This is a genomic window from Allopusillimonas soli (genome assembly GCF_004153445.1).
Taxonomy (GTDB): domain Bacteria; phylum Pseudomonadota; class Gammaproteobacteria; order Burkholderiales; family Burkholderiaceae_B; genus Allopusillimonas; species Allopusillimonas soli.
In genome coordinates, this window is record NZ_SDQC01000004.1 from 1 (window position 1) to 26,147 (window position 26,147).

Sequence of the window (26,147 nt, forward strand, 5' to 3'; positions counted from 1 at the left end):
CAAAACCCATCAGGGACAGCAAGCTCAGCTTGCAAGCAAAGTCCGAATGTACGGGTGCAATCTTCCTTCCTCGTCATTACGTCTGGAAGCTTGACAAACGGGGGCGTCCATGTACGTCCGGCGGCAAAACGCCGCCTGCGTGCCGGGCACTGAAGATTATTCAGTGCCGGATGCTAGCATGGCGCGCGGAAATATTGGGGCAATCCCTATTGGGGTTAACCCTGGTTTGACGTCAACTTTCCAGCAGGCCGGCCATGCCCTGTCGCTCGAGCAATGCATTGAGATGATCCCAGCCGTGAAAATCTATGAGCATCTGGCCTTTATTGCGTGCGCCCATCTTCAGCGTAACGCGTGTGCCAAGATGGTCGGACAGGGCGTCCTCGAGGCGCTTGGCGTCGCCCGACTTGGCTGCGTGCTTGCGCGCAGGGGAAGCCGCCTGACCGGCCTCTTGCTGGCTGCGCGCCACAAGCTTCTCGGCCTCGCGCACCGACAGTCTGCGCGCCACAATTTCATTGGCCAGCAGAATCTGGCTGGCGGCATCCGCCGCCAGCAGCGCGCGGGCATGGCCCATATCGATGTCGCCCGCCAGCAGCATGGTCTGCACCGGCTCGGCCAGATTGATCAGCCGCAGCAGATTGCTGGTGGCCGATCGGGAACGCCCTATGGCCTGGGCCGCCTGCTCATGGGTCAGGTTGAACTCGTCCAGAAGGCGGCGAACGCCATGCGCCTCTTCAAGCGGATTCAGGTCTTCACGCTGGATGTTTTCTATGAGCGCCATGATGGCGGCGTTTTCGTCGGCCACTTCTCGCACGAGCACGGGGACCTCGGCCAGCCCGGCGAGCTGGGCTGCGCGGAAACGCCGCTCGCCCGCTATGATCTCGTACTTGCCGGCCGCCCTGCCGCCAAGCGGCCGAACAAGAATAGGCTGCATGATTCCCTGGGCCCGGATCGAGTCAGCCAGTTCCGCAAGCGCGCCTTCGTCCATGCGCGTGCGGGGCTGGTATTTTCCCGCTTTCAGGGCGTCGATGCGCAGAGAGGAAGGCTGCTTTTCTTCCGGCGCATTCCCCAGGGTGCCGATCACACCCGCATCCTTGCCCAGCAATGCGTCCAATCCACGGCCAAGGCCTTTGGGTTTCTTCGTAGCCATATCGATTTCCTGTTCCAGTATCTATCAGATTCAGATGCGCGGACGTGCCTGCAGGCGCAACGCTTCCTTCTTGACCCGACGTATGAGTTCGTTGCCGAACTCCACATAAGCTTTGGCGCCTCGTGAGCTCTTGTCGTACACAATACCCGGAAGGCCATGACTGGGCGCCTCCGCCAGCCGCACATTGCGCGGCACTATGGTTTCAAAAACCCGATCGCCGAAATGCGATACGATTTGAGCGGAGACCTGCTGCTGCAACGTGACGCGCGCATCGAACATGACGCGCAGCAGGCCTATCAGACGCAAGTCCGGATTGAGATTGTTGTAGACTCGTTTGATCGTATTGACGAGATCCGAGAGGCCTTCCAAGGCAAAATATTCGCACTGCATGGGTATGATGACGCCATGGGCCGACGACAAGCCGTTCAATGTGAGCAGCGACAGGGTCGGAGGGCAGTCTATCAGCACAAAATCGTAGTCGTCGGCAATCTGGGCTATCGCGTTCTTCAGCTGGCGTTCGCGATCATCCATTTCGATCAGGTCGATTTCTGCGCCTGACAGCTCGCGGTTCGAGGGCAGCACATCGTAACCGCCAGCCTCGGACTTCACACGCGCTTGCGCTATGCCCGCCTCACCGAGCAATACCTGGTATAGATTGACATCGGCCGCGTTCTTGTCGACCCCGCTGCCCATCGTGGCATTTCCCTGAGGGTCCAGGTCGATCAGCAGCACCCGCTTGTCCAGCGCCGCCAGGGCTGCAGCCAGATTGATGGCCGTGGTCGTCTTGCCGACGCCACCCTTCTGGTTGGTAATGCAAAAGATGCTGGCGGTATTGTTGGCGTTCATGGTTATCCTTTGCGACTCATCCAGACCAGGCAACGCTGCGCGTCCAGTTCCGGTACATGCAATGCCTGTACATGATCTATGCGCCAATCGGTGAGCTGCTCGAGCGCAGTGGCTTCTTCCGAAGGCTGGTGCCCTTTCATGGCAACCAGCCACCCTTGTGGACGCACATGGCGCCCCGCAAGTCCGGCAAAGTCCGCCAACGCGGCAAACGCGCGCGAAATGACGAGATCTGCATTACCAGACTCCAGCGATTCTACCCGCCCATGTGTGGCATGGAGATTGGGCAGGGCTAAAACGCCCGCCATCTGACGTATGAAGGCTATTTTCTTTTCCACCGCATCGACACAGGTGACCTGCCACGACGGTCGCATGATGGCCAGGATGAGTCCGGGCAGGCCGGCTCCCGCACCAATATCCATGACAGATACTGTTTTTTTATACAGCATTTTATCCAATGATGGCAAAATCGACAGGCTGTCGAAGACATGCTGCACAAGCATCTGCCCCGGCTGGCGAATTGCCGTCAGGTTATAGGTGCGATTCCATTTGTGCAACTGCCCCACATACGTCTGCATGGCTTCGGCCTGGAGATTGTCAATAGACAGGCCCATGGCCTGGCCCGCATCCACAATGCGGGAGAGATAACTCTCATCCCCCATCAGGCGGCCCGATTTCGGTATTGCATCCGCTTTATATGGATGAGCAACAGTGAGATGGCCGCAGGCGTCACACCAGAAACCCGGCTGGCCTGGCCTATGGTCTCGGGCCTGCTTGCCTTGAGACGCTGCCGCACTTCGAATGACAGGCTTGTAATGGCATCGTAGTCGAGATCATTGGGAATCACCTGCGATGCCTGCGATGCCTGGCGTTGCACTTCTTCCATCTGCTTGGCCACATAGCCTGCGTACTTGACCTGAATTTCCACCTGCTCGGATGCCACTTTGTCTTCCAGGCCTGGCGCAGCGACTCGCTGGCCGTCGGACGACTCCAGGCTTATCAGCGTTTCGTAGTCAAGCTGAGGACGCTTCAACAAATCGAGCAAGGAATAGTCTCGTTCCAAAGGCTTGCCAAACAAACGTACAGACGTGCTGTCATCGAACGTGCGTGGGTGAACCCAGGTGGACTTCAGGCGTTCTATCTCCGCGGCCACCGCATCACGTTTCCGGTTGAACCTATCCCACTGCCTATCGCCGACCAGACCCAGCTTCCGTCCTATTTCAGTAAGACGCATGTCCGCATTGTCTTCTCTCAGACTCAGTCTGTATTCCGCCCGTGACGTAAACATTCGATATGGCTCTGTCACGCCGCGCGTGATTAAGTCATCCACCAGCACACCCATGTACGCATCGCCGCGCCCAGGCGTCCAGCCTTCTTCGCCCTGCACGCGCCGCGCGGCGTTCAGCCCCGCCAGCAAGCCTTGCGCCGCCGCCTCTTCGTAGCCCGTTGTACCGTTGATCTGCCCCGCAAAGAACAAGCCGCTTATTGCCCGGGTCTCAAGCGTGGCATGCAATTCACGTGGATCGAAATAGTCATACTCGATTGCATATCCCGGACGCATGATCACGGCATTTTCCAGTCCACGAATTGACCGCAGCATGGCAAGCTGCACATCGAATGGCAAGCTGGTGGAAACGCCGTTGGGGTAAATCTCCCGCGTCGTCAGGCCCTCGGGCTCCAGGAATATCTGGTGGCTGCTTTTGTCGGCGAAGCGGTGGATCTTATCCTCTATAGACGGGCAGTAACGCGGGCCTATGCCTTCGATCGTGCCTGCATCGCTGTACATGGGCGAACGATCAAGCCCCGCCTTAATGATCTCGTGCGTACGGGCATTCGTCTGGGTAATCCAGCAAGGCAGCTGTTCAGGATGCATGGATGCCGCCCCAAGCACTGAGAATACTGGAACGGGATTGCTGTCCCCTGGCTGCATTTCCGTTTTACTGAAATCGATGGTGCGTGCATCAATTCGAGGTGGCGTCCCCGTCTTCAGGCGCCCTTGCGGAAGCTTTAGCTCCTTGAGGCGCTGTCCAAGACTGATGGCAGGTGGATCTCCCGCTCGCCCTCCGGAATAATGATCCAGTCCAACGTGAATCAAGCCATTCAAAAAAGTACCGGCAGTCAGCACAACTGCGCGCGCGCGAAAGCTCAACCCAATCTGTGTACGTGCGCCTACAACACGGTCGCCCTCGAGCAGCAGATCATCCACCGCCTGCTGAAAGATAGTCAGATTCTGCTGATTCTGTAGAACGGTGCGGATGGCCTTCCTATATAGGGAACGATCCGCCTGTGCGCGCGTAGCTCGCACGGCAGGCCCTTTTGACCGGTTCAATATACGAAACTGTATGCCTGCATGATCTGTGGCTAGCGCCATGGCGCCGCCCAGGGCATCCACCTCTTTGACGAGATGGCCCTTTCCTATCCCGCCTATGGAGGGATTGCAGGACATCTGTCCCAGGGTTTCCATGTTGTGTGTCAGGAGCAGGGTGCGCACGCCAATACGTGCAGCAGCCAAGGCGGCTTCTGTGCCCGCGTGTCCGCCGCCGACCACAATGACGTCGAATTCGTCAGGGTAAATCATTGAATCGCTTCAGCGAGGAAATGTGCAATGTTCAATTATACGTCGTGCGATCTAATGTTTCACGTGAAACAAACAACTGACGTTCAATGCATTGCTTATTTATACCGCGAACCGCACTTACTCCAGCCGCATGAAATGGGAGGTGAAATCTGACGCGTGTACACCTCGAACTCATCTTCTCGTCGGCATCTATCTCATTTAGAAAGAAGGAGGGCATGCTACTTTTCCACTTGTAATGGAACCCACGCACTTCCATTATCGGATTTTCCTCTCAGCCATAAGGCGTTTTCAAGTCAATTGATGTCCAATGGGGAGCATATCGCTTTAACAGGTAAGTGAGATTTCCCACAATGCTTGCGTATGGCTACACTGTTTCACGTGAAACATTACTATTGACGTCACAAAGTGCCGTCCACACGGCGCATAGCCATGCTACCAAAGCCAACGGGCTTCCAAATGCATACCAAGCACATATAGCGGAACATTTGCTAAGAGAAATGCTGCCCCAATTTTCTGAGAAAAATAGCCTTGCTAGCGAGAACGGTGCCACACATTGTCGCTCCGGGGTAAATTACGCCAAATACCTTGTCAGTTTGCTCGACCTATTGACGTCAACAACACACTTCTTTAACCGGCCCGCCCCAAGTAAATAGCATTGTTTCACGTGGAACAATCTCCTATTGCTCACCCTGTAGGAACCTTGTGGGCTAATAGCCATACCCCCAGTAAACATTGCCGCGACACGCTATCGCTATCTGCCCCTTAATAAGAGCATTGCTCATCTGCAGTTTCAGCGACATCCATCTGCCAGCATACAAGGCCTTATTAGTAGCTCAGTTGGGTACCACTAATCCATGGTATTTATCAGTTGGAAACCAATAAGATGGAACAGATCAACAGAAAGCGGCTTGGAAGAAATGTACCGGCCGCACTCTCAAACCAAGACGCACTCTCACAGCCCATAGGCAGTGGGGTTGCTGTCGCAAGTCTGGACCGTGCCTACAACGTGGTCTGTACATACGTTTCCCGCCACCCGCGTAACTCGAAAAGCCACTACTTCTCGTAGCTATCCTGCTAGCATCGTTTACTTATAGCGCCAGTGTTTTTTCGATGGCACCTCATTTCTGTAAAAGCCACGACTCATTAAGCTAACCCAGCCCCTTTCCGGACACAGACATAGGTAACCTGCTTTGATTAGTTCGACATTATCCCAACTGCACTAAGCAGAGCCGCGCACAGTCAGTTCCCGATAGATGAATATGAACGATCAAATTGTTCCACGTGAAACCATCCTTAGCGTGCCAAGAAGCTGTTGCTTAAAGTATTCAATTAAACTCTTGTCAACGCAGCTTGCGGTATTTCTAACGCGGCCCTAACCAAGCTGTGGATAACTTCGTGCATAAGCCTGTAGATAGCGTAGGGATAATCTGTGGAAAGCCAGGGATAACTTTTCCGCAATACAGCACTATGAGCCCAGCATTATCTTGATCTCGCGCTAACAAAAAACGCCTGCAGTTACCTGCAGGCGTCTTCAGATCAAACTATAGGGTGTCTTATAAAGGACGAATCTCCGCCGCCTGAGGGCCCTTAGGGCCGTCTTTCACTTCATACTCCACTTCCTGACCTTCGTTCAGGCTGCGATACCCGCGGCCCTCGATTGCCGAAAAGTGTGCAAACACATCGCTACCACCTTCATCCGGAGTAATAAAGCCGAAGCCCTTATCCGCATTGAACCATTTAACTTTGCCCTTCTGAGCCATATGCCTAGCGTCCTAAAAATATAAAAATATGCGTATAACCAAGAACGCCGACACGAAACGAAACAGACCGCATTAAATTCCGCCGATATCCATCAGCCAAAATTCAATATACCGCCACCCGCGAAACCTGCGACTACTTGATTAAAACTGCACATATGAGCATAACCACGCCCAAGTGGATTATCAAATGAATATTTACCCCAGTGTGGTATTTTGCCGTCATATATATAGTCGCTTCAGGCCGCATTTACCAACGCGGATAATTGAAGGGATAAAGTTGAATTGCCTCATCATTATTCCGGGGGCAATAAATAATCAAATCAGCAATCAGATAATCGAGAAATGAAACTCAAGTCAAAACTGCCGGAAATAGGCACAACCATATTCACAATAATGAGCCAACTGGCCACCGAGCATGAAGCCATCAATCTTGGTCAAGGCTTTCCGGATTTCAATCCCCCGGGGCAGTTGTTGGAGTTGGTAAACAAAGCCATGCTTGACGGCCATAACCAATATCCTCCCATGGCTGGCATACCTGCGCTGCGCCAGCAAATCGCTTCAAAAATGGAAAGCAGTTATGGGCATCACTATGACTGGAATACAGAAGTCACAGTGACCGCTGGCGCCAGCGAAGCCTTGATGGCAAGCATTCTTGCCTTGGTGGGTGCCGGCGATGAGGTGATCGTCATCGAGCCTTTTTATGACCTGTATATACCCGTCATTCGCCTGGCTGGTGGTACGCCGGTAATTGTCGCCATGGATGCGCCATCTGCGTCCTGCCCGTCATATCGCGTGAATTGGCAGGCTGTCCAGGATGCCGTTACACCCAAAACGCGCATGCTGATTCTCAATTTTCCCCATAATCCGACTGGTATCCGTCTACAGGAAAGCGACCTGGCCGCGCTGGAAACCATTATCCAGAAAACAGGCATTCTTTTGCTTTCGGATGAAGTTTATGAGCATCTGGTGTTTGATGGAGAGGGGCATCTGAGTCTTTCCTGCAGTCCTATATTGGCCGATCATGCCATTACTGTATTTTCTTTCGGCAAAACATACAGCGCGACCGGATGGAAAATAGGCTATTGCTGTGCGCCTGCTCCGATTACCGCCGAGATCCGGAAAGTACATCAATTCAATGTATTCACTGTGACTTCTCCCATGCAATTCGCGCTTGCGCAATATATGCAAGACCGAACCCATTGGCAGGATTTGCCCGCCTTTTATCAACAAAAGCGCGACCGCCTTGTCAAGGGCCTTTTGACCACCCGATTCAAACCGCTTCCGGCAAATGGCACCTTCTTTCTGCTTGCCGACTACAGCCAGATTTCAGACATGCCGGAAGCCGAATTCGCACGATGGCTGACAATCGAACACGGTGTTGGCGCGATTCCGGTATCCGCCTTTTACCGGGATCCTGCCGCTACCGAGTCCAATCACCGCCTGGTTCGCTTCTGTTTTGCCAAACGTGACGACACCCTGAATACCGCCATTGAAAAGCTCGCCGGTGCTTGAAGGGCCTGCGGCATGGCATTTGCAAGTTCGTCGTCGACTTGTCCGGCATGTCTGTGCCGACGCGATGCAGTATAGCCCCAGACGTGGCAATCTGGCCAAAGGCCCTGGGGCTGGAAATCCAGAGGTTTTTAATAACTGTTCTTATATCAAAAGATTGGTAATGATGGGTGTCTGTGGATAAGTGGCATAACTGAAAAATTCTCTTGGATATCAATTGATTGTGCGCTGGAGTTGGATGGGCATAACCAAGGTTTAATTGACGGATGGTTTGGGGACAACTTTCGCTGCTACATTGAAATGTTTCCTTATCCATAGCTCATCAACAGGCTATTCACAGTCGCTGTCTACAGTAGTTATCCACAGTCGTTGTCACGGCACCAGTGAAAATTTATTTTGAAACTATATGTAACCTGCTCTGCAGCCGTACCGCATTTGCTGCAAAGATTGGCTTCGTGGCTGCGGTGTATGGAGGCGCCCCTGACGGGCTTGGAAGCGGCAGCGATTTGAAGGCGGGGAGTGTCGCGGGTATCGGAGGACGCGATGAATACACGATACGATGTGGCTGGCTCGCAAGGCATGTTTCAGCCGGGTTCCGACGACAAAGTGCTGGCGAACAAGGTTGGCATAATCTTGCCGTCGGAAATGGATGAAGCCGAGCTTGTGCTGCTGCAGAAACTCTACGAGGCCGTGTTGGGACGTCTGCCCGCAGGGCGCATAACGATGAGTCTGTTACGCACCTGGCATAGGCGCTGGCTGGGAAATGTATACAGTTGGGCTGGCCAGCCTCGCACAGTGAATATGAGCAAGGGCGGTTTTCCATTTGCGCCTTCGGCGCAGGTGCCGCGTCTTATGTCGGAGTTCGATGCCTGTCTGGCGCGTTACACACCGTGCATCAATATGGACGTCGAGCAGGTTCAGGAAGCCATTGCCGTCACCCACGTCGAGTTTATTCTGATACACCCGTTCAGAGAGGGAAACGGACGCATATCGCGCCTGCTGGCAGATGTGATGGCGGGGCAGTCAGGCCGGGGTCCGCTGGATTACAGTTGCTGGGAGTCCAACCGGGATGCCTACATAGCGGCCATACAGCATGGGCTGGGCCGCAATTACGAGCCCATGAAATCCTGGGTGGAGAAAGCCTTGCGAAGCTGACAACAAGGCTGTGCCGATAGAGAGCGGCACAACCAGCGGATGGTTCAGGCAGCGGCCAACGAGAGTTGCTGGAACTTGCTGGTTTGCGCTTTGAGAAAAGCTTCGAGTTCTTTGACAGGCTGGCCCGTTTCGATGGCAGTGGAACTGGCCACTGCACGAATGATGCGCATCTGGAGGGACATTTCTGTGCCAGCGGGTTGAATGTTCATTGAATGAATTGGATTTTCCACGTTTCGATTATAGTCTTTGCGCACTCGATTAAGAAGTTTCACAGTCTGCCCCGGCCTTGTTTGTTACCCTGAAACCACAGGAAAGCAGCCATTCCAGCTTCTTGTATGTATTACAGGGGAAAACAGCCATATGGATACGATTCAGCATTACACCGATCTAGAGGCAGCCTTGCAAAAGCTCTTCGAGCAGCGCGCAAGTTGCCGGCGCTACGCATCAATGCCCGTTCCCTTGCGGGCGGTTGACATGATAATGCGCAGTGCGCAGGGGCGAAGGCACGATGATGCGGGCCGTTACACGCCGTCCGCTCACGCGCTGTATCCACTTAGACTGTACTTGCTCTCGCGCCGCGTAGCAGGGCTGGAGCGTGGGTTGTATCGGGTCGATACGGAATCATCGGGTGGTCACGTCAAGCTGGCCGATGCGCCGCCTGTTGGTGCGCTGCTGTCCGCGTCATTGGCCGACGACGCATGTCTGGAGGAGGCGCCGGCGATTGCGGTGGTGGCGGCGCGAACGGATGAGGCCTTGGCCCATTTCAGCGGCCAGCAGGCGGATGGGTTGCGCGGAGCGCGCTACGTGGACGTGGAGGCCGGTGCGGCAGTACAGAATATGTCTCTGTGTGCCGCTGCGCAGGGCCTGGGCGGCGTCCTGGTTATGGGGCTTGATGAGGCCCGTACGGCACAGGTGCTGGCCTTGCCGAAAGGCGACGCGATAGTGTGTCTTTACTGTATGGGTCTGCCGGCAAACCAATCTTGATGCGATGTTGACCTGTTTGTCAGGCAAAGCGGCGCGCTGCGGCAACACAGATTACGACACCGGCGGTGGGCAGGATCATTGTCCAGTCGACGTGCTCGTGCAGTATGAGCGCGGCAAGCATCAAGCCGAGAAAGGGCTGCAGCAGCTGTAATTGACCAACCGAAGCGATACCGCCGCGTGCCAGCCCGTGATACCAGAAGAAAAAGCCGACCAGCATGCTGAACACCGATACATAGATCAGCCCGAGCCAAGCCGCTGACTGTATACCTTGCCATGTCGCGGGGCGCCAGGCGACGCTCAACCCCAGCATGACAGGCAGGGAAAGAGCCAATGCCCAGGAAATGACTTGCCAGCCGGCAAAATCGCGCGCCAGGCGGCCGCCTTCAGCATAGCCGTAGCCGCACGTAATGATAGCCGCCAGCATGAGCAGGTCTCCCCGAAGCGTGCCTTCGGCATGTTGAGTCAGCGCAAAAGCCACTACGCACAAGCTGCCCAGTATGGTGAAACACCAGAACAGCGGTTTGGGCCTTTCTCCCGCGCGCAGGACGCCGAAGAACGCCGTGGCCAGCGGCAGCAAGCCGACAAACACCAGGGAGCGGGCCGCCGTGATGGACTCCAGTGCGAATGCCGAGAAGAGGGGAAAGCCCACTACCACGCCAAGCGCAACCACAGTCAGCGAGGCAAGGTCTTTCATCTTTGGCCGGCGCGCCCGCAAAAATACCAACAGCGCAATACCGAGCAATCCGGCAATGGCCGCACGAGCAGCGGTCAGGAATACAGGATCAAAGCCGGTGATGGCGACCCGCGTGGCGGGAAGCGACCCGCTGAAAATAGTGACGCCGATCATGCCGTGTATCCACGCACTGGCGGATTTATTCATCAGATGCTCCGGTAACCGCGGGCCATGCGCAGTCAGTCATTGAAAATCCGGGGGCGGTGTGCTTCCCTGCGGACAAGTGTGGATGTACTTATTGTGCAAACCGGAGGATAGTGTGTACATACACAATATATGTACAATCTGATGAAACTGTACCGGTATAAATTCAAGTACACATATGGCCTTCAAATTGCCGATACGCGGTGAGCCCAGTCACACCCTCACTGCCCAGGTCGCCGGACATATCAAGCAGCACATTGCCACGCGGCAACTGGCTGTCGGCATGCGGTTGCCCTCTATTCGAGGCCTGGCCGAGGCCATGGCTGTTTCGCGGTCAACGGTCATAGAAGCTTACGACCGCTTGGCGGCTGAAGGATTGATCCGTGCACGGCAAGGTTCCGGATTCTATGTCTGTCCAATGCCACAGCCTTTATCCCTAGCGGATATCGGCCCCAGGCTTGATCGTGAAGTCGATCCGTTCTGGGTGGCGCACCAGGCCCTGGCCGGAGGAGGCGGGCTGCTCAAGCCGGGCTGCGGCTGGCTGCCGCCAGAGTGGCTGGCGCAGGACAGCCTGCGGCGCGCCTTGCGGTCTATTGCGCGATCCGACGCGACGGAGTTGGCCGACTATGCCTCCCCATTGGGCCTGGGAAATCTGCGGCAGTGGATAGCCCGCCGTCTTGCCGATTTTTCCCTTGAAGCGAGTCCCGATCAGATACTGCTCACCGACTCGGGCACGCAGGCGCTGGACCTCGTCTGCCGTTTTCTGATCGAAGCGGGCGATACGGTACTGGTGGATGATCCTTGTTATTACAATTTCCATGCCCTATTGCGCGCACATCGCGCCAAAGTGGTGAGCGTGCCTTACACGCCCAACGGGCCGGACATTGCATCTTTCGAGCGCGTTTTGCGCGAGCACGCGCCGCGTCTTTATCTGACTAATTCCGTGCTGCACAATCCCACAGGTTCAAGTCTTGCGCCGGCGGTTGCGCATCAGGTGCTGCGCCTGGCCGAGCAGCATGCGCTTACCATTGTTGAGGACGACGTATTCGCCGATTTCGAGAGAGATCACGCAACGCGGTTGGCGGCATTCGACGGGTTGAAACATGTCGTGCATATCAGCAGTTTTTCAAAAATGCTGTCCGCATCTGTACGCTGCGGCTATATTGCCGCACGGCCGGATTGGATTGCCGCGCTCTCCGATCTCAAGATCGCAACCACTTTTGGCGGCAGCCGCATGTCGGCATTGCTTGTGTATCGCATGCTGAACGACGGCAGCTACCGGCGCCATTGCGAAACCCTGCGCAACAGGTTGGCGCGCGCCATGGGCCCGGTTGCTGCAAACCTGCGACGCCTGGGCATGAAGCCATGGATCATGCCGCGCGCGGGCATGTTTCTATGGTGCGAGCTGCCGCGAGGCATGAACGCCACCGAGATTGCGCGCGCCGCGCTTGCCAGGGATATTGTGCTGGCGCCCGGCAATGTATTCAGCATGTCTGGCTCGGCGGCCAATTTTCTGCGCTTCAATGTGGCGCAATCGCAGGACAGGCGTTTATACAGTGTTCTTGCGGACCTGCTGGTCAAGCCAGGCCGCAGAAAGACGCAGCAGGAATCAATGGCGGAATGATTTGCCGCTGATGCCAGCGCACGGGTCTGTTCGGTCGGCGGTGGGCACAACAAAATTGCGATCGTACGCCATGGTTGTTGCAGGCGCTTCAGTAATGCCGACCGAAAGGCTGTCCATGCCGGTCAGCATGCGCGGCACGCCCAGGTCGCGGCGAACATGACCGTTTCCGGCAAGCAGGGCCACAGGCTGCAGGGGCTTGCCCGCACCCGTTCCATTGCGCGCTGCCTTGCGCACGATACCGCTCATGACGGCATCGCGCGCGATCTGCGCGGTCGCCATGCCCTCGTGCAGGCTCTTGGGAAGCATGCCGCAGTGCGACTGCACCACCTCGTCAATCTGGCCTTGAAGCAGCGCGGGATCGGGCCCATGCGACAGGCCAAGGGCGGCTATCGTTTGTTGATCGAATACTGCCGAAAGGCCGCCCCGCATGACGCGCCCGGCATCCTTGCGTGACAGATTGGCGGCCCAGAGCGGCAAGTGGTATTGGAGAGCCAGGGAAATGACGGGCTTGTAGTAATCCCAATGCCAATGGCTCTTCCCGGGTGCTGCGGTTCGAATGACGCAATCCGCGTCCTGGCAAGACTGCATGGCCGCACTGAGCTGCGCCTGATGCTCGCGGTCAAATTGTTCCATGACAATAGCGGGACGCCAACCGTTCTTAATGGCAATCTCCATGGCCTGCCAGCGCAGGCGGTGCCCGTCTGGATTATCATGCACTTCGCCGAGCAACACCACCTGATGTTGCGGCAGAAGCTGCGCCAATGAAGAGGCCTTGCCGCCAGCATCCGCGACGGCGTTGGAAGGCGAGGACATTGAGCACGCGGTCAATAGCGCGGCTGGCGTCATGCCGAGCTGCATACGGAACGGGGTGCGGCCAAGCGTATTCATTGAGAACTCCATTCGGGACCTGTCGCGCGGGTTTGCGGCAACGTGGCGCGGGCACGGCGACGTTGCGTGCTCGGCCAGCCTGTACAGGCTCCGTCAGCCAGCGAATCCACCATCGTCGAGAAAGGCTTGCTCTTGCGGCGTGGTGTCGCGCCCGAGTATCGCATTGCGGTGGGGAAAGCGGCCGAACAGTTCAATGATGCGTAGATGTTCTCGCGCATGGTGCAGCCAAGGGTCGCCGATGCGTTGATTCAGTGCCAGGGCCCTGTGCTGATCTTCCATATTCTCGGAATGCGACAAGGGAAGGTAGCAGAATACACGCAGCTCCAGCGGCAGCTGGCCGTCCAGGTCCGCATCAAGCAGGATGCGCGCGTAGCGGCGGGCAAGAGGATCCGTGGCATACATATGACCCGTGCCGCGAAAGGCATTGCGTGGGAACTGGTCGAGGAGAATCATGAGGGCCAGCGCCCCTTCCGGGCTTTCCAGCCAGTCTTCCAGTTCCCGGCGGGCGGCCGCCATATGCAGATCCAGAAAGTCGGCGCGAAACCGGGCATCGAACGCGGTGTCTTTCTCAAACCATTTTTCAGGGCCGGCATCGCGCCAGAAGGTTACGACGTTGTTTGCGTTCTGCATGATGAAAAAAGCTCCTTGGGCTTGCTTCGTGCGCTGTTAGCATACCTCATGGTTGTGAGCTGTCGCCATGACGTGCTGTATGCGCGATAATTCCTCCATGTCGCTTGCTCTCGCCTATACCTATCTGATCGTCGCCATCGTTGCCGAGGTCATCGGCACGACCGCCTTGAAGGCGTCCGCAGGCTTCACGCGGCTCTGGCCGAGCCTGCTTACAGCCGCGTCCTATGCCCTGGCGTTCTATCTGTTGGCGCTGACGCTCCGGGTACTGCCCACGGGCATTGCCTATGCGATCTGGTCCGGCGTTGGGATCGTGCTTGTGTCGCTGGCCAGCTGGTTCGTCTACAGGCAGGCGCTGGATTTCGCCGCCATGCTGGGCATGGGCCTGATCATTGCCGGCGTCGTCGTGTTGAACTTGTTCTCAAAAAGCGTTGGACATTGAGGCTGCCCAAGCGCTTCTCATCTGACTTGCAGGGAGACAGGCCCATGGTTTCACCTGAGACACCATCAGCGAGCATATCCGCACAGCGACCGGTCGCTGCCGTCATCGCAGTGGTCGAGCGCCAGGGCCATTTATTGCTGGTCAGGCGCGGCAACGCGCCCGATGTAGGCCGTTGGGGATTTCCGGGAGGAAAGATAGAGTTTGGTGAAACCGTCTTTGAAGCCGTCGTGCGGGAGCTGCGGGAAGAAACCGGTGTGCGGGGCCAGGCGCTTTACACGATGGATTCCGTGGATGTGTTGGTGCCGGGAAAGGGCCGGCTGGCGCGTCACCATTATGTACTGATCGCCGTTAAATGCCGCTGGCTGTCCGGAGAACCCGTGGCGGCCGATGATGCCCTGGAAGCGCGCTGGTTCACGCCAATGGAGCTGGGAAGCGGCCAGTGGGACCTCAGTGACCGGGTCATGGACATAACCCGGCAGGCCTTGCAGCCATAAAGATACACCCGAGCTTTCCGTCCGTGCTAGCGCTGCCCGATCTGCCACCAATCGGCCATGCCTGCCCGTTCCCATTGGCGGTGTACATAGCGGCGAATCTTGTCCGGGACGCTGTCGCCATTGGCTACCAGACGATTCAGCATGACCGCCAGATCCGTATCGGCAATACACCATGCGCCAAACAAGGGATCGCCTTCGTTGTCGATAAGCCGGCCGGCTGCCGCCAGAAGCTTGTCAGCGTCTTGTTGGGCCTGCGGTGACAGGGGCGCGGGCCTGCGCTCGCCATGAAAAATCCACGTGGGGCGCTCGCTGCGCAGTGCCGCCATGTCGCTGCGTATCCATGCCTGGATTTGCCTGGCCATGGCGCGCTGCTGGATATCTTGCGGCAGCGCGCAAGGGAACTGTGGCGGCGGGAAAGCCTCTTCCAGGTATTCGACTATGGCCGACGATTCCGACAGAGAAAAGTCGCCATGAACCAGGGTTGGCACACGCGCCGTAATCGACAGGCGCGTGTAATCCTGAGTGTGATGCGCGCCGGCACCCAGGTCGGTTTCCACCATATCGAACAGCAGGCCTTTCTCCATGAGCGTTGCATAGGCGGACAGGGCATAGGGACTGGCATGGTTGCTATCGACGTACAGCACGATGTTGGCTTTCATCGGATGCTCCGTATTCGAACGTTGATGACGAGGCTAGGCGAGGCGCGGCCCGGGTCGCGCAAGACGCACCCCGAGCCCTGGCGTCATTTTAAATGATTCCTTTCCGGCCTAGCACCATCCACAAACCGCAGAGAATGCCGGCCATGCCGATGAGCCCATAGGTGGACAGGGCATTGCCGAACACGAGGAAATCCAGCAGCACGGTCACCAGTGGAACAAGGTAGAAGAGGCTGGTGACATTGACGAGGTTGCCGCCACGTATCATGCGGTACAGCAGCAATTGCGCCGCCACGGATATGCCTAGCCCCAGCCACAACAGCGGTATCACAAAGCCCGGTTGCCAGCTTGCCTCGAAAGGCATGAACGGCGCGCAGACGAGAGACAGCACAAGGCTGACCACATATTGCAGCGGTAAAACGTCTGTCGGCGCCTGCTGAATGCGTTTCTGCAACAAGGATCCGCTGGTAATGCAGGCGAGTGCACACAGCGCCAACAGTATCCCCGTGACCGAAAATCGCGCCAGCACGACGCTCTGCCACACGACCAGTGCCAGGCCGGCAAGCGCCAGCAGGAGGCCGGCCAGGCGCGACGGAGAGTAGCGGCGCTCTGTCAGCAGCAAGGTCAGTACGGGCTGCACACCCAGCAGCGTTGACATGACGCCGGGCGTTACGCCGTGATCCATGGCCAGCAGATAGCATAACGAATAAAGGCCTATGAGCAGCGCGCCGGCCAATACCACCTGCAGCCGCGTGCCCGGCGCTGGCAGCCAGCGACCGCGACGCAGGCGCAGGGCGGACAGCACGCATAGTGCGAGAGAGAAGCGCAGCACGAGGAAAGCCAGCGGCGAACCGTTGTCCAGACCCCAGCGCGTGAAGAGCGGGGCGCTGCCCCAAAGCAGGACGAACAGGGCGATGGTGGATGCCATGCGCCATGACGTGTGTTTGTAAGTCATGATGTTTACTCATCTGTCGATGCATTTGAACGGCAGCAGCCCTCCGCAGGCACAGTAAGCCCATGGAAAGAAACTGAAGCCAGGAAACCGGCTGGAGATCAGCCTGCCACGACGACTGCGGCAACGCCGACAGGCGGCGCGCAGACGATCGTCGGCGGAGCGACAGATGAAACTGGCGGGGGAATTTGCGCGCACGCGCGCCGGCCCGCCCGAAGCGGCAGCCAAGATTGCGAATGTGCGCGTGCGTTCATGATGAGGTGTCGTTGTTCGGGACAACCGGCGAGTGCCGGATGGAAAATACTATATCACGTTTGAGACCCGGCCAAGATCGCAAGAATGCGGGCGGTGTATGACATGCAGGGCTTGCTGTCGCGGCTCAGTCGGAAATGGTTTCATGCACGCCGCTGGCGCCTTGGCGCCAGTAGCTGGCGGCGCGAATGTGTTGTTTGTCGATGCCGCATTCCTCTACCAGGTACGCGCGAATGCTGCGCACGACGGCGGATTCGCCCGCCGCCCACACATAGCCTTCGCCCTCGGGCAACTGCAGGCGCCGCACCACGCGCTCCATGACGGACATGCCGCCTGTATATCCCGCGCCGCGATAGGCCCAGTGGATGGTGGGATCGCTGTGTGTGGCTAATGGTATGCGGGCGTCGGGATGGCGTGTTTCCAGCACGGCCAGAATCCGAGCCTCTTCGGGCAGCGCTTCGAGGCGACGCGCCACGGCTGGCAATGCTGTCTCGTCTCCGATCAACAGGTGCCAGTCGTAATCGTGGGGAATGATGAAAGAGCCGCGGGGGCCGCCTATGCCCACGGTCTGGCCGGGACGTGCCTGGGCCGCCCAGCTAGCGCCTGGCCCATGCCCGTGGAGCACGAAATCAATATCCAGTTCGAGTTTCTGTGCATCGAAACGGCGCGGCGTGTAATCGCGACTGACAGGACGGGGTTGTCCTTCGGGGAATACGAGGCCCTTGGGGCCCAGTTCGGGCAGCACCAGGCCGTCTTGAATGGATGGCGGCAGAAAGATCTTGACGTGATCATCAAACCCGGGGCTGATGAAATCGTGCAGATCGGGGCCGGTGAAGGTAATGCGCAGCAGGTAGGGGTTCAGTGACGCGACGCGTTTTACCTGTAGAACGCGTATCTTGAGTGGGTGCATGACCTTGCGCACGATGCGTTGATCTTGCTGGACGGATGTTGTCATTGCGGCTCCTGGGTGTTGGTGGTGTCGCCTTCTCCTTCCTGGATATCCTTGGTTGCCCGCCGAAGTATGGCCGCGATGCGATGTTGCTGCGCCGCGGTCGCGTCGCTGTGCCGCCCCAGCGCCTCTTTCAGCGCGCGCCGCGCCTCGACGAATTCGCGCAGCCAGCCCGTGGCCGCGAACATCTCTTCATCGGTTTCACCGCCATGCCGCCACGCATGCCGCACCCACGCCATCTTGCGGGCGACGTGGCGCAGGCTCGCGAACATGCGCTCGGCCCGCTCGCGCTGGGCGTCAAGATAAATGCGGCCGGCTTCTGTGAGGCTGTATTGCTTGCGTGTACCGTGTGTACGCACGCTGGTGTAGCCGATGTCCTCCAGATAGCTGAGAGCCGGGTACACCACGCCGGGGCTGGGACTGTAAAAGCCATTCGATAGCGCCTGCAGTGCCTTGATGAGCTCATAGCCGTGGCGGGGCTGCTGTTCAAGCAATGCCAGCAACATGACTTGCAGCTCGTCGGCCGAGAATTTGCGGCCGCGCATGGGGCCGCCGCCATCGTCATCCATGTCGTGGGGATTGCCCCAGCCGCGTGAATGCCCGTCCCGGTGCCCATGACCCCTGCCATGGGCGAGGGACGAGGGCGAAGCGTTAAGCATGCGTGCGCGAAGAAGGAAGGGAAGATTGGGCCAGAAGAGCATACAGTGCATCTCTATGTTGTAAGTTATATCGTAAGATATATAAGTCTGCGCGGGAAGTCAAGGAAAGTCTGCGCAGTCCTGCAACGCTCAGACTTGTTGATGTGTTCATTATTGAGTATATTGAAGACATTAAGACTGCAAGGAGCTGACATGCCCCGCAGGAACACCACCACCATGACAGTGCGCCTCAGTGGCCCTCTGAGCGAATTCGTTGCCGCAAATGTTGGTGAGCAAGGCGACTATGAGAACGTCAGCGAGTATGTACGGGACCTCATTCGTCGTGACAAAGAAACCAGAGAGGCGACTGCATTCGAGCGGCTCAAGGCCGAACTCACCCATGCTTGGGCGGCGCCAGAGCCGTCATACAAGCCCTTGACGGCAGCAGACATTATCGCGCGTAACCGAGTCTGATCTGATTTCCGTTATGGTCAAGGCACAGATACGCGTTCAGGAAGCCGCATCCTGGCGGCTGGACGATATTTACCGCTATACGCACGAGCGATGGGGAGCGCAACAGGCCGAGCGCTACATCACGGGTATATTTGAGGCATTTGAGGGTATTGCCACACACCAGACAGTATCCCGTACTATTCCGGCCACGTTCGGCATTGATGGTTATTTCTTCCGTTATGAGCGGCACTTTGTCTATTGGCGCCGTCTCTCGAATGGTGACATCGGTATCGTGACCATTCTGCATGAGAAGATGCACCACATTGGGCGCTTGCGAGAGGATTTCGGTCTTTGAGTGCCCAACGTGTATGCGGTATGCGTGTCTCTTGAGGAATATCCAAGCGCATTGTGGAGCCATCGTTCGCCGCTAGGCTGTCAGAATGGGTGTAAAAGGGTTGTTAAATAGGGTGGATGAGCTAATTGGGTGTTCGAGACCGCTGCGCCTTTCGATACGCCACGCCTGATGGCCGAATTCGTGGCCTGGTTCAACGAGGAACGAGAAACGGGTCGCCTTCACTCACTGCTGCTGATTGGCATCTGGGTTGTGGTGTTTCTGGAGATCCACCCGTTCCAGGATGGTAACGGTCGCTTGAGCCGGGTGCTGACCACCTTGCTGTTGCTGCAGGCCGGCTATGCCTACGTGCCCTACAGTTCGCTGGAAAGCATGATCGAGCAGAACAAGGAAGCCTATTACCTGGCACTGCGCCAGACACAAGGCAGTATCCGCACCGATGCACCGAACTGGCAGCCTTGGCTGGTGTTCTTCCTGCGTGCATTGTCACAGCAAGTACGCCGCCTGGAACGCAAGGTCGAGCGCGAGAAGCTGGTGCTGGCCAAGCTGCCGGATCTGGCGTTGCAGATTGTCGAGTTCACGCGCGAGCATGGCAGGATCACCATGGCCGAAGCCATCCGCCTGACCGGCGGTAACCGCAACACGCTCAAGCAACATTTCCGGGCGCTGGTGGAACAGGGGCATTTGGTTCAGCAGGGTGGTGGGCGTGGGACGTGGTATGAGCTGCGCTGACATACCTGTCGAACCGGACAAGACGCCAATACCATGAGCGAATACCAATACTATGAATTCGCGGCCATTGACCAGCCGCTGACTCGTGCCGAGCTGGCCGAGCTGCGTGCTGTCTCCACCCGAGCTGTGATTCCCCCCAGACAGTTTCGTCAATCACTATGAATGGGGCAATCTCAGGGCCGATCCTGCTGATTGGATGCATCGCTACTTCGACGCCTTCGTCTATTCCGCTAACTGGTGCTGTTGCCAGTGGACGTCCATGGACCCCAACCTATTTCCCAATACAGAAGCTGGAAAAAATCTCCCCCAGCAGGTCGTCGCTTGTGAACTGCCCCGTGATCGCGCACAGCGCCTCGTGCGCCAGGCGCAGTTCTTCGGCAAACAGGTCCAGCACCTGATCATTGTGGCTGGCGTGGCCGGCTGCCACCGCCAGGCGGTCACGGGCGGATTCCAGCGCGGCCAGGTGGCGTTCGCGGGCAAGCCAGGGAGATTCGGCGCCGGGGTTCCAGCCGGCAATGTCGAGCAGGCGGCGGCGCAGCTCGTCCAGACCGGCGCCGGTTCGGGCTGAGATGTATAGCGTACGGTGTGGGCCGGCGTCCGGGTTGTTGGCCGCGTCATCGGCGGTTTCCCATGGCGCCTGACCGTCGGAAAGCAGATCCACCTTGTTATTGACTTTGAGCACGGGGGTTCCCGCCGGCAGGCGAGCGGTGATGGCGCTGTCCAGCGCATCTTGCGGATTGCGTGCGTCCTGCAGATGGAGAATGACATTCGCCTTCTCAATCTCGGCCCAGGTCCGCGCTATGCCTATGCTCTCAACCGTGTCTTCGGTTTCGCGCAACCCGGCAGTGTCGATGATGTGCATGGGCACGCCGTCGATATGGATCTGCTGGATGACCTTGTCGCGCGTGGTGCCCGCGATGGGCGTGACAATGGCGATCTCGTCGCCGGCCAGGGCATTGAGCAGACTGGACTTGCCGACGTTGGGCTGGCCGGCAAGCACTACATGAAGGCCTTCGCGCAGAATCATGCCCTGGCGGGCCTGGGCAGTCAGCGCCGCGAGATCCTGCCGTATGCCGCCCAGCGTGGCGGCGGCCTGGTACTTCTCGAGAAAGTCGATTTCTTCCTCGGGAAAATCGAGTGTGGCTTCGACCAGCATGCGCAGGCGCACAATGCGGTCGCTGAGCGCATTGACCTTCTCGGAGAAAGCGCCGCTGAGCGAGGCCATCGCACTGCGGGCGGCGGCCTCGGACGAGGCGTTGACCAGGTCGGCTACGGCCTCGGCCTGCGCGAGATCCATGCGGTCGTTCAGAAAGGCGCGCTGGGTGAACTCGCCGGGCTCGGCCAGCCGCAAGCCGGCATCGCGGCCGGCCTCCAGGCAGTGCTGCAGCACGCGGCGCAAAACGGCCGGGCCGCCATGCCCCTGAAGCTCCAGTACATCTTCGCCGGTATAGGATTGAGGCCCCTTGAAGAAAAGGGCGATGCCCGCATCCATGGCTTGGCCCCGGCTATCGTTGAAGGGCAGATAGTGGGCATGGCGCGGCTGTAGCGCCTTGCCGGTCAGCCGCACGACAAGCGGCTCGAGGTTGCGACCCGAGATGCGGATGACACCGATGCCGCCGCGCCCGGGCGCGGTGGCGATGGCGGCGATGGGCTCGTGGGCGCGAAGAATCATGGCAAATGAAACGTAGTATAAAAATGGCTTCGGCGCAGTTGCCGCCGCAGCGGCCCATGCGTATCCAGAACAGGAGTCATCATGCCATATCTCATCGAAACCTTCGACAAGCCCGATTCCCGCGAATTGCGTCTTGCGGTCCGGGACAAGCATTTGCAATTCCTGGAGACCAACAAGAAGCTGCTGCTGGCTTGTGGCGCCAAGCTTGATGATGAAGGCGTCGATGCGTCAGGTGGTATCTACATTCTGGATGTGGACTCGCGTGCCGAGGCCGAGGATTTCATCAATGCCGATCCGTTCACCGAAGCGCAATTGTTCCAACGCATTGATATCACGCGCTGGCGCAAGGCCTATTTCGACGGCGAAAACTGCCTGTAAAAGGCGCCAGGCGCAGGCGGCAAGCGCCGCCTGCGGTCCGGCTGGGGGCGGTTCCCCGCGCCTGGGCGAGATTCAGGCGCCGGCCTCGTCGGGCGAGCCTGAGTCCGCAGGCGTGCTGGCGGTTTTCTCGACTTCAGCGATGGCCGCCGACACGCCAGCGCCATAGGCGGGGTCAGCCTGGTTACAGTGATCGATGTGCAGTTGCTGCACATCCTTGCTTACCCCGGCAATGGCGCGCGCCGTGTTGTAGAACAGCGCATTCTTCTGTGCGTCGCTCATGAGACGGAACAGCGCGCCGGGCTGGGAGAAGTAGTCTGGGTCCTCGCGATGGTTCCAGTGATCGGCGGCGCCTTCCAGGGACAAAGGCGGCTCGCGGAACTCAGGCTGCTCTTCCCATTCGCCGCTGCGATTGGGCTGGTTGCCGGTAGTGCCGCCATAGTTGCCATCCACGCGCATGGCGCCGTCGCGATGGAAGCTGTGATAGGGGCATTTGGGCGCATTCACCGGTATCTGATGATGATTCACACCCAGGCGGTAGCGGTGCGCGTCGCCGTAGGAAAACAGGCGAGCCTGTAGCATGCGGTCCGGCGAAAAGCCAATGCCTGGCACCACGTTGGCGGGCGAGAAGGCGGCCTGCTCCACCTCGGCAAACACATTGTCGGGATTGCGGTTCAACTCGAGCTGGCCCACTTCTATCAGCGGATAGTCGCCATGAGGCCAGACTTTTGTCAGATCGAAGGGATTGAGGTGATATGAACCGGCATCTTTCTCCGGCATGATCTGCACATACAGCGTCCAGCGTGGGAAATTGCCGTTTTCTATGGCCTCGAACAGATCGCGCTGCGAGCTTTCACGATCGCGGCCGACCAGCTCGCCGGCCTCGGCGTCGCTCAGGTTCTTGATGCCCTGTTGAGTGCGGAAATGGAACTTGACCCAGAAACGCTCGTTTTCGGCATTGATGAAGCTGAAAGTGTGGCTGCCAAACAGATGCATGTTGCGATACCCGACCGGAATGCCGCGGTCGCTCATTACGATGGTGATCTGGTGCAGCGCTTCGGGCAGGCCCGTCCAGAACTCCCAGTTGTTCTGCGCGCTTCGCATACCCGTGCGGGGGTCGCGCTTGACCGCGTGGTTCAGATCAGGGAATTTCAGCGGGTCGCGGAAAAAGAAAACGGGCGTATTGTTGCCGACCAGGTCCCAATTGCCTTCCTCGGTATAGAACTTCATCGCAACACCGCGGATATCGCGTTCGGCGTCGGCTGCGCCACGCTCGCCCGCCACAGTGGAGAAGCGAATGAACATGGGCGTCTGTTTGCCGATTTCGGAAAAAATGCGTGCCCGGGTATAACGCGTGATGTCGTGTGTCACGGTAAACGTGCCATAGGCGCCCGATCCCTTGGCATGCATGCGCCGTTCGGGAATGACTTCGCGATCGAAGTGGGCGAGTTTCTCCAGGAGCCATACATCCTGGAGCAGAGCCGGACCGCGCGGTCCGGCGGTCATGATGTTTTGGTTGTCGGCGACGGGCGCGCCGGCGGCGGTGGTCAGTTTCTTCATGGGCCTTGCCTCCTGGCTGGTTGACGGTAGGCTCAGTGTATCGGGACACATCAATTTGGTAAAATTGATTATTACTAGATAGACAATAGATTATTACTATAAATCGTCTCGTCGCCTGCCAAATACCATCGTCGCTGGACCAGGTTCGCTGCGGCATGCGCCGGTGTCCACGCTACACACCAAGAGAGGACTGCAGGGTTTCGCGCTGTGCGGTCAGTTCGCCCGACGTGCCGCTCCATACCGCGCGCCCTTTTTCGACGATGTAGTGGCGATCGGCCAGGGGCAACAGGGAAGCCAGGTTCTTGTCTATGCACAATATGGTCATGCCTATTCGCTTCAGCTCGGCCAGGCAATGCCAGATCTCCGCGCGTATCAGCGGCGCCAGGCCCTCCGTGGCTTCGTCGAGGATAAGCAGCCGAGGGTTGGTCATCAACGCGCGGCCTATGGCCAGCATCTGTTGTTCTCCCCCGGACAGTTTGTCGCCGCCGTTGCGGGCGCGTTCCTTCAGGCGGGGGAACAGGGCGTAGATACGTTCCAACGTCCATGGCTCGAGCGCCGCCTGGCGGTTGTGCGCCGTTGCCACCAGGTTTTCCTCCACCGAAAGATTGGGAAAAATCTGTCGGCCTTCCGGCACCAGGCCCACCCCGGCACGCGCGATCTTGTAGGGAGCCAGGCCGGCGATGTCCTTGCCGGCCAGGGAAATTGTGCCGGCAACCGGGGCAGCCAGCCCTACGATGGCCTTGACGCTTGTGGATTTACCCATGCCGTTGCGGCCCAGCAGCGTAACGAACTCTCCGGCGCGAACCTCGAAACCCATGCCGAAAAGCGCCTGACTGGCACCATAAAACACGTTGATCGCATCAACCTTGAGCAAGGGCGCCGTCATTATTCTTCGTCTCCCAGATAGGCTGCGCGTACATCGGGATGCGAGCGTATGTACTGCGGATCTCCGGTGGCAATATTGCGTCCGTAAACCAGGACGCTTACCGTATCGGCCAGCCGGAATACCGCGTCCATGTCATGTTCCACCAACAGCATGCCATAGTCGCCCTTGAGCGAGTGCAGCAGTTCAGTCATCTGCGCCGACTCGGCCTGGCTCATCCCGGCCATGGGCTCGTCCAGCAGGAGCAATCGCGGCTTGCCGGCCAGGACCATGGCCAGTTCCAATTGGCGCTGCTCGCCATGCGCCAGGTCGGCGGCGGCAACATCGCGCCGGTGCGCCAACCCCGCACGAGCCAGCGATGCCTCGGCGGGACCCACCAGCGCGGCCTGCGACGATACGCGGGTCCAGAAGCGAAAGCTATGCCCCTGTTGCGCCTGCACGGCCAGCATTACATTCTGCAGCGCGGAGAATTCCGGAAAGATGGATGTGATCTGATACGAACGGGCCAGGCCGCGCAGGGCGCGTTGCGCCACCGGCTCGCCACTGATATCGGCGCCATCGAACAGAATGCGCCCGGAATCGGGGCGTATTTCGCCGGCAAGCTGCGTAATCAGCGTGCTCTTGCCCGCGCCGTTGGGTCCGATGACGGCATGGATTTCACCGGCGGCCACATCCAGGTCCACATTGTCTGTGGCTACCAGCCCACCGTAGCGCTTGACGAGATTCCGTACGGAAAGCAGGCTCATCTCCCGTCTCCCTGCCGTTGCGTGGCCATGCGCCTGCGATCCAGGGCGGTGAGCAGGCCGGCCAGGCCCTGTCGGCTTACAAGCACGACCAGCACGATCAGCGGTCCAAAAATCACCATCCAGTGGTTGGTCAACTGCTTCAGCCCCTCCTCCGTCAGTATCATGGCAAGCGCGCCGAACAAGGGGCCGAACAGGGCGCCGATGCCGCCGAGCATCACCATGACGATCAGCTCGCCGGACGTCTGCCATGACATATAGGATGGCGAGGCGAAATTGGTGAGATTGGCATACAACAGGCCTGCCACGCCGCACAGGGCGGCAGACAATGTGTAAGCGGCAAGCCGGTAGCGGAAGGTGGGAAAGCCCAGGGCGCGCATGCGCCGCTCGTTGCTCTTGCTTGCGCGCAATACAGTGCCGAAACGCGAGTGCACCAGCCGATGACAGCCGTACAAAGCCAGGCACAGCAGCGCAAAGGCCGTGAAGTAAAGCGTATTGGCGCCGTCCAGCCGCAGTACCCCGAAATCGCTGTTCTGGCGCAGGCGCAGTCCGTCGTCGCCGCCGTACTGGCTCAGGCTTACGAACAGAAAATAGAACATCTGGGCAAAGGCAAGGGTAATCATGATGAAGGAAATCCCGCGTGTGCGCAGCACGATGGCGCCGGTTACCAGCCCCACCAGGCCGCAGCACGCCATCGAGATCAGCAGTTGCAGCCAGCCGTTGTCTATTCCGTGAAAGCCGGGAATGGCCGCGCTGTAGACCCCCAAACCGAGAAACAATGCGTGGCCGAAACTGACCAGCCCGCCATAGCCCAGGATCAGATTCAATGACAAGGCGGCGAAGGCCAGGATCAAGATACGGGTGAACAAGGTGATGACGAAGGGATATGCGCCGGCGTACAGCGGCAGCAGGCCCAGCAGCACCAGCAAGGCCACGCCGAGCAGCGTGCTGGCGGAATGCCGTGTCGAGACGATGGTGCGAATGCTCATGCGAAGGAGGCGG

Annotated in this window: 28 protein-coding genes; 10 read left to right on the top strand and 18 right to left on the bottom strand. The window is 58.3% G+C overall.

What is annotated here, in order from left to right; all coding sequences use genetic code 11:
* Positions 1–232 precede the first annotated feature (232 nt).
* The 5 genes from ERD78_RS12830 to ERD78_RS12850 form a co-directional block, all read right to left on the bottom strand.
* Positions 233–1,147, bottom strand: coding sequence for a ParB/RepB/Spo0J family partition protein (locus ERD78_RS12830; RefSeq protein ID WP_129969730.1), 915 nt, complete (start codon positions 1,145–1,147; stop codon positions 233–235).
* 30 nt (positions 1,148–1,177) lie between these two features.
* Positions 1,178–1,993, bottom strand: coding sequence for a ParA family protein (locus ERD78_RS12835; protein ID WP_129969731.1), 816 nt, complete (start codon positions 1,991–1,993; stop codon positions 1,178–1,180).
* A 2-nt stretch (positions 1,994–1,995) separates the two neighbouring features.
* Complete coding sequence (rsmG, locus tag ERD78_RS12840; RefSeq protein ID WP_129969732.1) at positions 1,996–2,652, bottom strand: 16S rRNA (guanine(527)-N(7))-methyltransferase RsmG; 657 nt, start codon at positions 2,650–2,652, stop codon at positions 1,996–1,998.
* Positions 2,652–4,568, bottom strand: a complete 1,917-nt coding sequence (gene mnmG / locus ERD78_RS12845) for a tRNA uridine-5-carboxymethylaminomethyl(34) synthesis enzyme MnmG (protein WP_129969733.1) — start codon at positions 4,566–4,568, stop codon at positions 2,652–2,654. Before mnmG ends, rsmG begins: the two co-directional genes overlap by 1 nt.
* Positions 4,569–6,121: 1,553 nt before the next feature.
* Complete coding sequence (locus tag ERD78_RS12850) at positions 6,122–6,328, bottom strand: cold-shock protein (RefSeq protein WP_129969734.1); 207 nt, start codon at positions 6,326–6,328, stop codon at positions 6,122–6,124.
* A gap of 342 nt (positions 6,329–6,670) precedes the next feature.
* Between ERD78_RS12850 and ERD78_RS12855 the strand changes: the two genes are divergently transcribed.
* Both ERD78_RS12855 and ERD78_RS12860 read left to right on the top strand, forming a co-directional pair.
* Positions 6,671–7,840 carry a methionine aminotransferase gene (locus ERD78_RS12855; RefSeq protein WP_129969735.1) on the top strand — a complete coding sequence of 390 codons (1,170 nt, stop codon included), beginning with the start codon at positions 6,671–6,673 and terminating at the stop codon, positions 7,838–7,840.
* 540 nt (positions 7,841–8,380) lie between these two features.
* Positions 8,381–8,992, top strand: a complete 612-nt coding sequence (locus ERD78_RS12860) for a Fic/DOC family protein (RefSeq protein ID WP_129969736.1) — start codon at positions 8,381–8,383, stop codon at positions 8,990–8,992.
* Between the two features lie 44 nt (positions 8,993–9,036).
* Here ERD78_RS12860 and ERD78_RS12865 read toward each other — a convergent pair whose 3' ends face one another.
* On the bottom strand, positions 9,037–9,264 hold the full coding sequence (locus tag ERD78_RS12865) for a hypothetical protein (protein WP_129969737.1): 228 nt from the start codon (positions 9,262–9,264) through the stop codon (positions 9,037–9,039).
* 88 nt (positions 9,265–9,352) lie between these two features.
* Between ERD78_RS12865 and ERD78_RS12870 the strand changes: the two genes are divergently transcribed.
* On the top strand, positions 9,353–9,976 hold the full coding sequence (locus ERD78_RS12870; RefSeq protein ID WP_129969738.1) for a nitroreductase family protein: 624 nt from the start codon (positions 9,353–9,355) through the stop codon (positions 9,974–9,976).
* Positions 9,977–9,995: 19 nt separating this feature from the next.
* Here ERD78_RS12870 and ERD78_RS12875 read toward each other — a convergent pair whose 3' ends face one another.
* Complete coding sequence (locus ERD78_RS12875) at positions 9,996–10,856, bottom strand: DMT family transporter (protein ID WP_129969739.1); 861 nt, start codon at positions 10,854–10,856, stop codon at positions 9,996–9,998.
* Between the two features lie 175 nt (positions 10,857–11,031).
* On the opposite strand from ERD78_RS12875, the gene ERD78_RS12880 reads away from it, so the two are divergent.
* On the top strand, positions 11,032–12,477 hold the full coding sequence (locus ERD78_RS12880; RefSeq protein ID WP_129969740.1) for an aminotransferase-like domain-containing protein: 1,446 nt from the start codon (positions 11,032–11,034) through the stop codon (positions 12,475–12,477).
* Here the strand turns inward: ERD78_RS12880 and ERD78_RS12885 are convergent.
* Both ERD78_RS12885 and ERD78_RS12890 read right to left on the bottom strand, forming a co-directional pair.
* Positions 12,463–13,365, bottom strand: coding sequence for a ChaN family lipoprotein (locus ERD78_RS12885; RefSeq protein WP_167668933.1), 903 nt, complete (start codon positions 13,363–13,365; stop codon positions 12,463–12,465). The two genes, ERD78_RS12880 and ERD78_RS12885, sit on opposite strands and share 15 nt — an antisense overlap.
* 93 nt (positions 13,366–13,458) lie before the next feature.
* Complete coding sequence (locus ERD78_RS12890) at positions 13,459–13,995, bottom strand: DUF924 family protein (protein ID WP_129969742.1); 537 nt, start codon at positions 13,993–13,995, stop codon at positions 13,459–13,461.
* 97 nt (positions 13,996–14,092) lie between these two features.
* Between ERD78_RS12890 and ERD78_RS12895 the strand changes: the two genes are divergently transcribed.
* Together ERD78_RS12895 and ERD78_RS12900 are read left to right on the top strand one after the other, a co-directional pair.
* Positions 14,093–14,434, top strand: a complete 342-nt coding sequence (locus ERD78_RS12895) for an SMR family transporter (protein ID WP_129970115.1) — start codon at positions 14,093–14,095, stop codon at positions 14,432–14,434.
* 44 nt (positions 14,435–14,478) lie between these two features.
* Complete coding sequence (locus ERD78_RS12900) at positions 14,479–14,928, top strand: NUDIX hydrolase (protein ID WP_129969743.1); 450 nt, start codon at positions 14,479–14,481, stop codon at positions 14,926–14,928.
* A gap of 26 nt (positions 14,929–14,954) precedes the next feature.
* On the opposite strand, the gene yfcF is transcribed toward ERD78_RS12900, so the two are convergent.
* The 4 genes from yfcF to ERD78_RS12920 all read right to left on the bottom strand — a co-directional run bounded on the left by yfcF (position 14,955) and on the right by ERD78_RS12920 (position 18,438).
* Positions 14,955–15,587 (bottom strand): glutathione transferase, encoded by a 633-nt coding sequence (gene yfcF, locus ERD78_RS12905; RefSeq protein ID WP_129969744.1) that lies wholly within the window; start codon positions 15,585–15,587, stop codon positions 14,955–14,957.
* An 88-nt stretch (positions 15,588–15,675) separates the two neighbouring features.
* Positions 15,676–16,539, bottom strand: a complete 864-nt coding sequence (locus ERD78_RS12910) for a DMT family transporter (RefSeq protein WP_129969745.1) — start codon at positions 16,537–16,539, stop codon at positions 15,676–15,678.
* A gap of 376 nt (positions 16,540–16,915) precedes the next feature.
* Entirely contained in the window at positions 16,916–17,743 is an 828-nt protein-coding gene (locus ERD78_RS12915; protein WP_129969746.1) for a siderophore-interacting protein, read from the bottom strand.
* The gene (locus ERD78_RS12920) at positions 17,740–18,438 is read right to left on the bottom strand and encodes a PadR family transcriptional regulator (RefSeq protein WP_129969747.1); all 699 of its coding nucleotides are present in this window, start codon (positions 18,436–18,438) and stop codon (positions 17,740–17,742) included. The genes ERD78_RS12915 and ERD78_RS12920 overlap by 4 nt, the downstream gene beginning before the upstream one ends.
* A 150-nt stretch (positions 18,439–18,588) precedes the next feature.
* On the opposite strand from ERD78_RS12920, the gene ERD78_RS12925 reads away from it, so the two are divergent.
* The 3 genes from ERD78_RS12925 to ERD78_RS12935 all read left to right on the top strand — a co-directional run bounded on the left by ERD78_RS12925 (position 18,589) and on the right by ERD78_RS12935 (position 19,912).
* The gene (locus tag ERD78_RS12925) at positions 18,589–18,849 is read left to right on the top strand and encodes a ribbon-helix-helix domain-containing protein (protein WP_129969748.1); all 261 of its coding nucleotides are present in this window, start codon (positions 18,589–18,591) and stop codon (positions 18,847–18,849) included.
* 13 nt (positions 18,850–18,862) lie between these two features.
* Positions 18,863–19,183: a type II toxin-antitoxin system RelE/ParE family toxin gene (locus ERD78_RS12930; protein ID WP_129969749.1), complete on the top strand. Its 321-nt coding sequence runs from the start codon at positions 18,863–18,865 to the stop codon at positions 19,181–19,183.
* Positions 19,184–19,312: 129 nt separating this feature from the next.
* Complete coding sequence (locus ERD78_RS12935) at positions 19,313–19,912, top strand: Fic family protein (RefSeq protein ID WP_245152467.1); 600 nt, start codon at positions 19,313–19,315, stop codon at positions 19,910–19,912.
* 271 nt (positions 19,913–20,183) lie between these two features.
* Here the strand turns inward: ERD78_RS12935 and mnmE are convergent, their stop codons facing one another.
* The gene (gene mnmE / locus ERD78_RS12945; RefSeq protein WP_129969750.1) at positions 20,184–21,584 is read right to left on the bottom strand and encodes a tRNA uridine-5-carboxymethylaminomethyl(34) synthesis GTPase MnmE; all 1,401 of its coding nucleotides are present in this window, start codon (positions 21,582–21,584) and stop codon (positions 20,184–20,186) included.
* 81 nt (positions 21,585–21,665) lie between these two features.
* Between mnmE and ERD78_RS12950 the strand changes: the two genes are divergently transcribed.
* Entirely contained in the window at positions 21,666–21,962 is a 297-nt protein-coding gene (locus tag ERD78_RS12950) for a YciI family protein (RefSeq protein ID WP_129969751.1), read from the top strand.
* Positions 21,963–22,034: 72 nt separating this feature from the next.
* On the opposite strand, the gene ERD78_RS12955 is transcribed toward ERD78_RS12950, so the two are convergent.
* The 4 genes from ERD78_RS12955 to ERD78_RS12970 all read right to left on the bottom strand — a co-directional run bounded on the left by ERD78_RS12955 (position 22,035) and on the right by ERD78_RS12970 (position 26,134).
* On the bottom strand, positions 22,035–23,519 hold the full coding sequence (locus ERD78_RS12955) for a catalase (protein ID WP_129969752.1): 1,485 nt from the start codon (positions 23,517–23,519) through the stop codon (positions 22,035–22,037).
* Positions 23,520–23,691: 172 nt separating this feature from the next.
* Positions 23,692–24,405 carry an ABC transporter ATP-binding protein gene (locus ERD78_RS12960; RefSeq protein ID WP_129969753.1) on the bottom strand — a complete coding sequence of 238 codons (714 nt, stop codon included), beginning with the start codon at positions 24,403–24,405 and terminating at the stop codon, positions 23,692–23,694.
* Positions 24,405–25,148 carry an ABC transporter ATP-binding protein gene (locus ERD78_RS12965; protein WP_129969754.1) on the bottom strand — a complete coding sequence of 248 codons (744 nt, stop codon included), beginning with the start codon at positions 25,146–25,148 and terminating at the stop codon, positions 24,405–24,407. The genes ERD78_RS12960 and ERD78_RS12965 overlap by 1 nt, the downstream gene beginning before the upstream one ends.
* Entirely contained in the window at positions 25,145–26,134 is a 990-nt protein-coding gene (locus tag ERD78_RS12970; RefSeq protein WP_129969755.1) for a branched-chain amino acid ABC transporter permease, read from the bottom strand. The genes ERD78_RS12965 and ERD78_RS12970 overlap by 4 nt, the downstream gene beginning before the upstream one ends.
* Between the last annotated feature and the right edge of the window lie 13 nt (positions 26,135–26,147).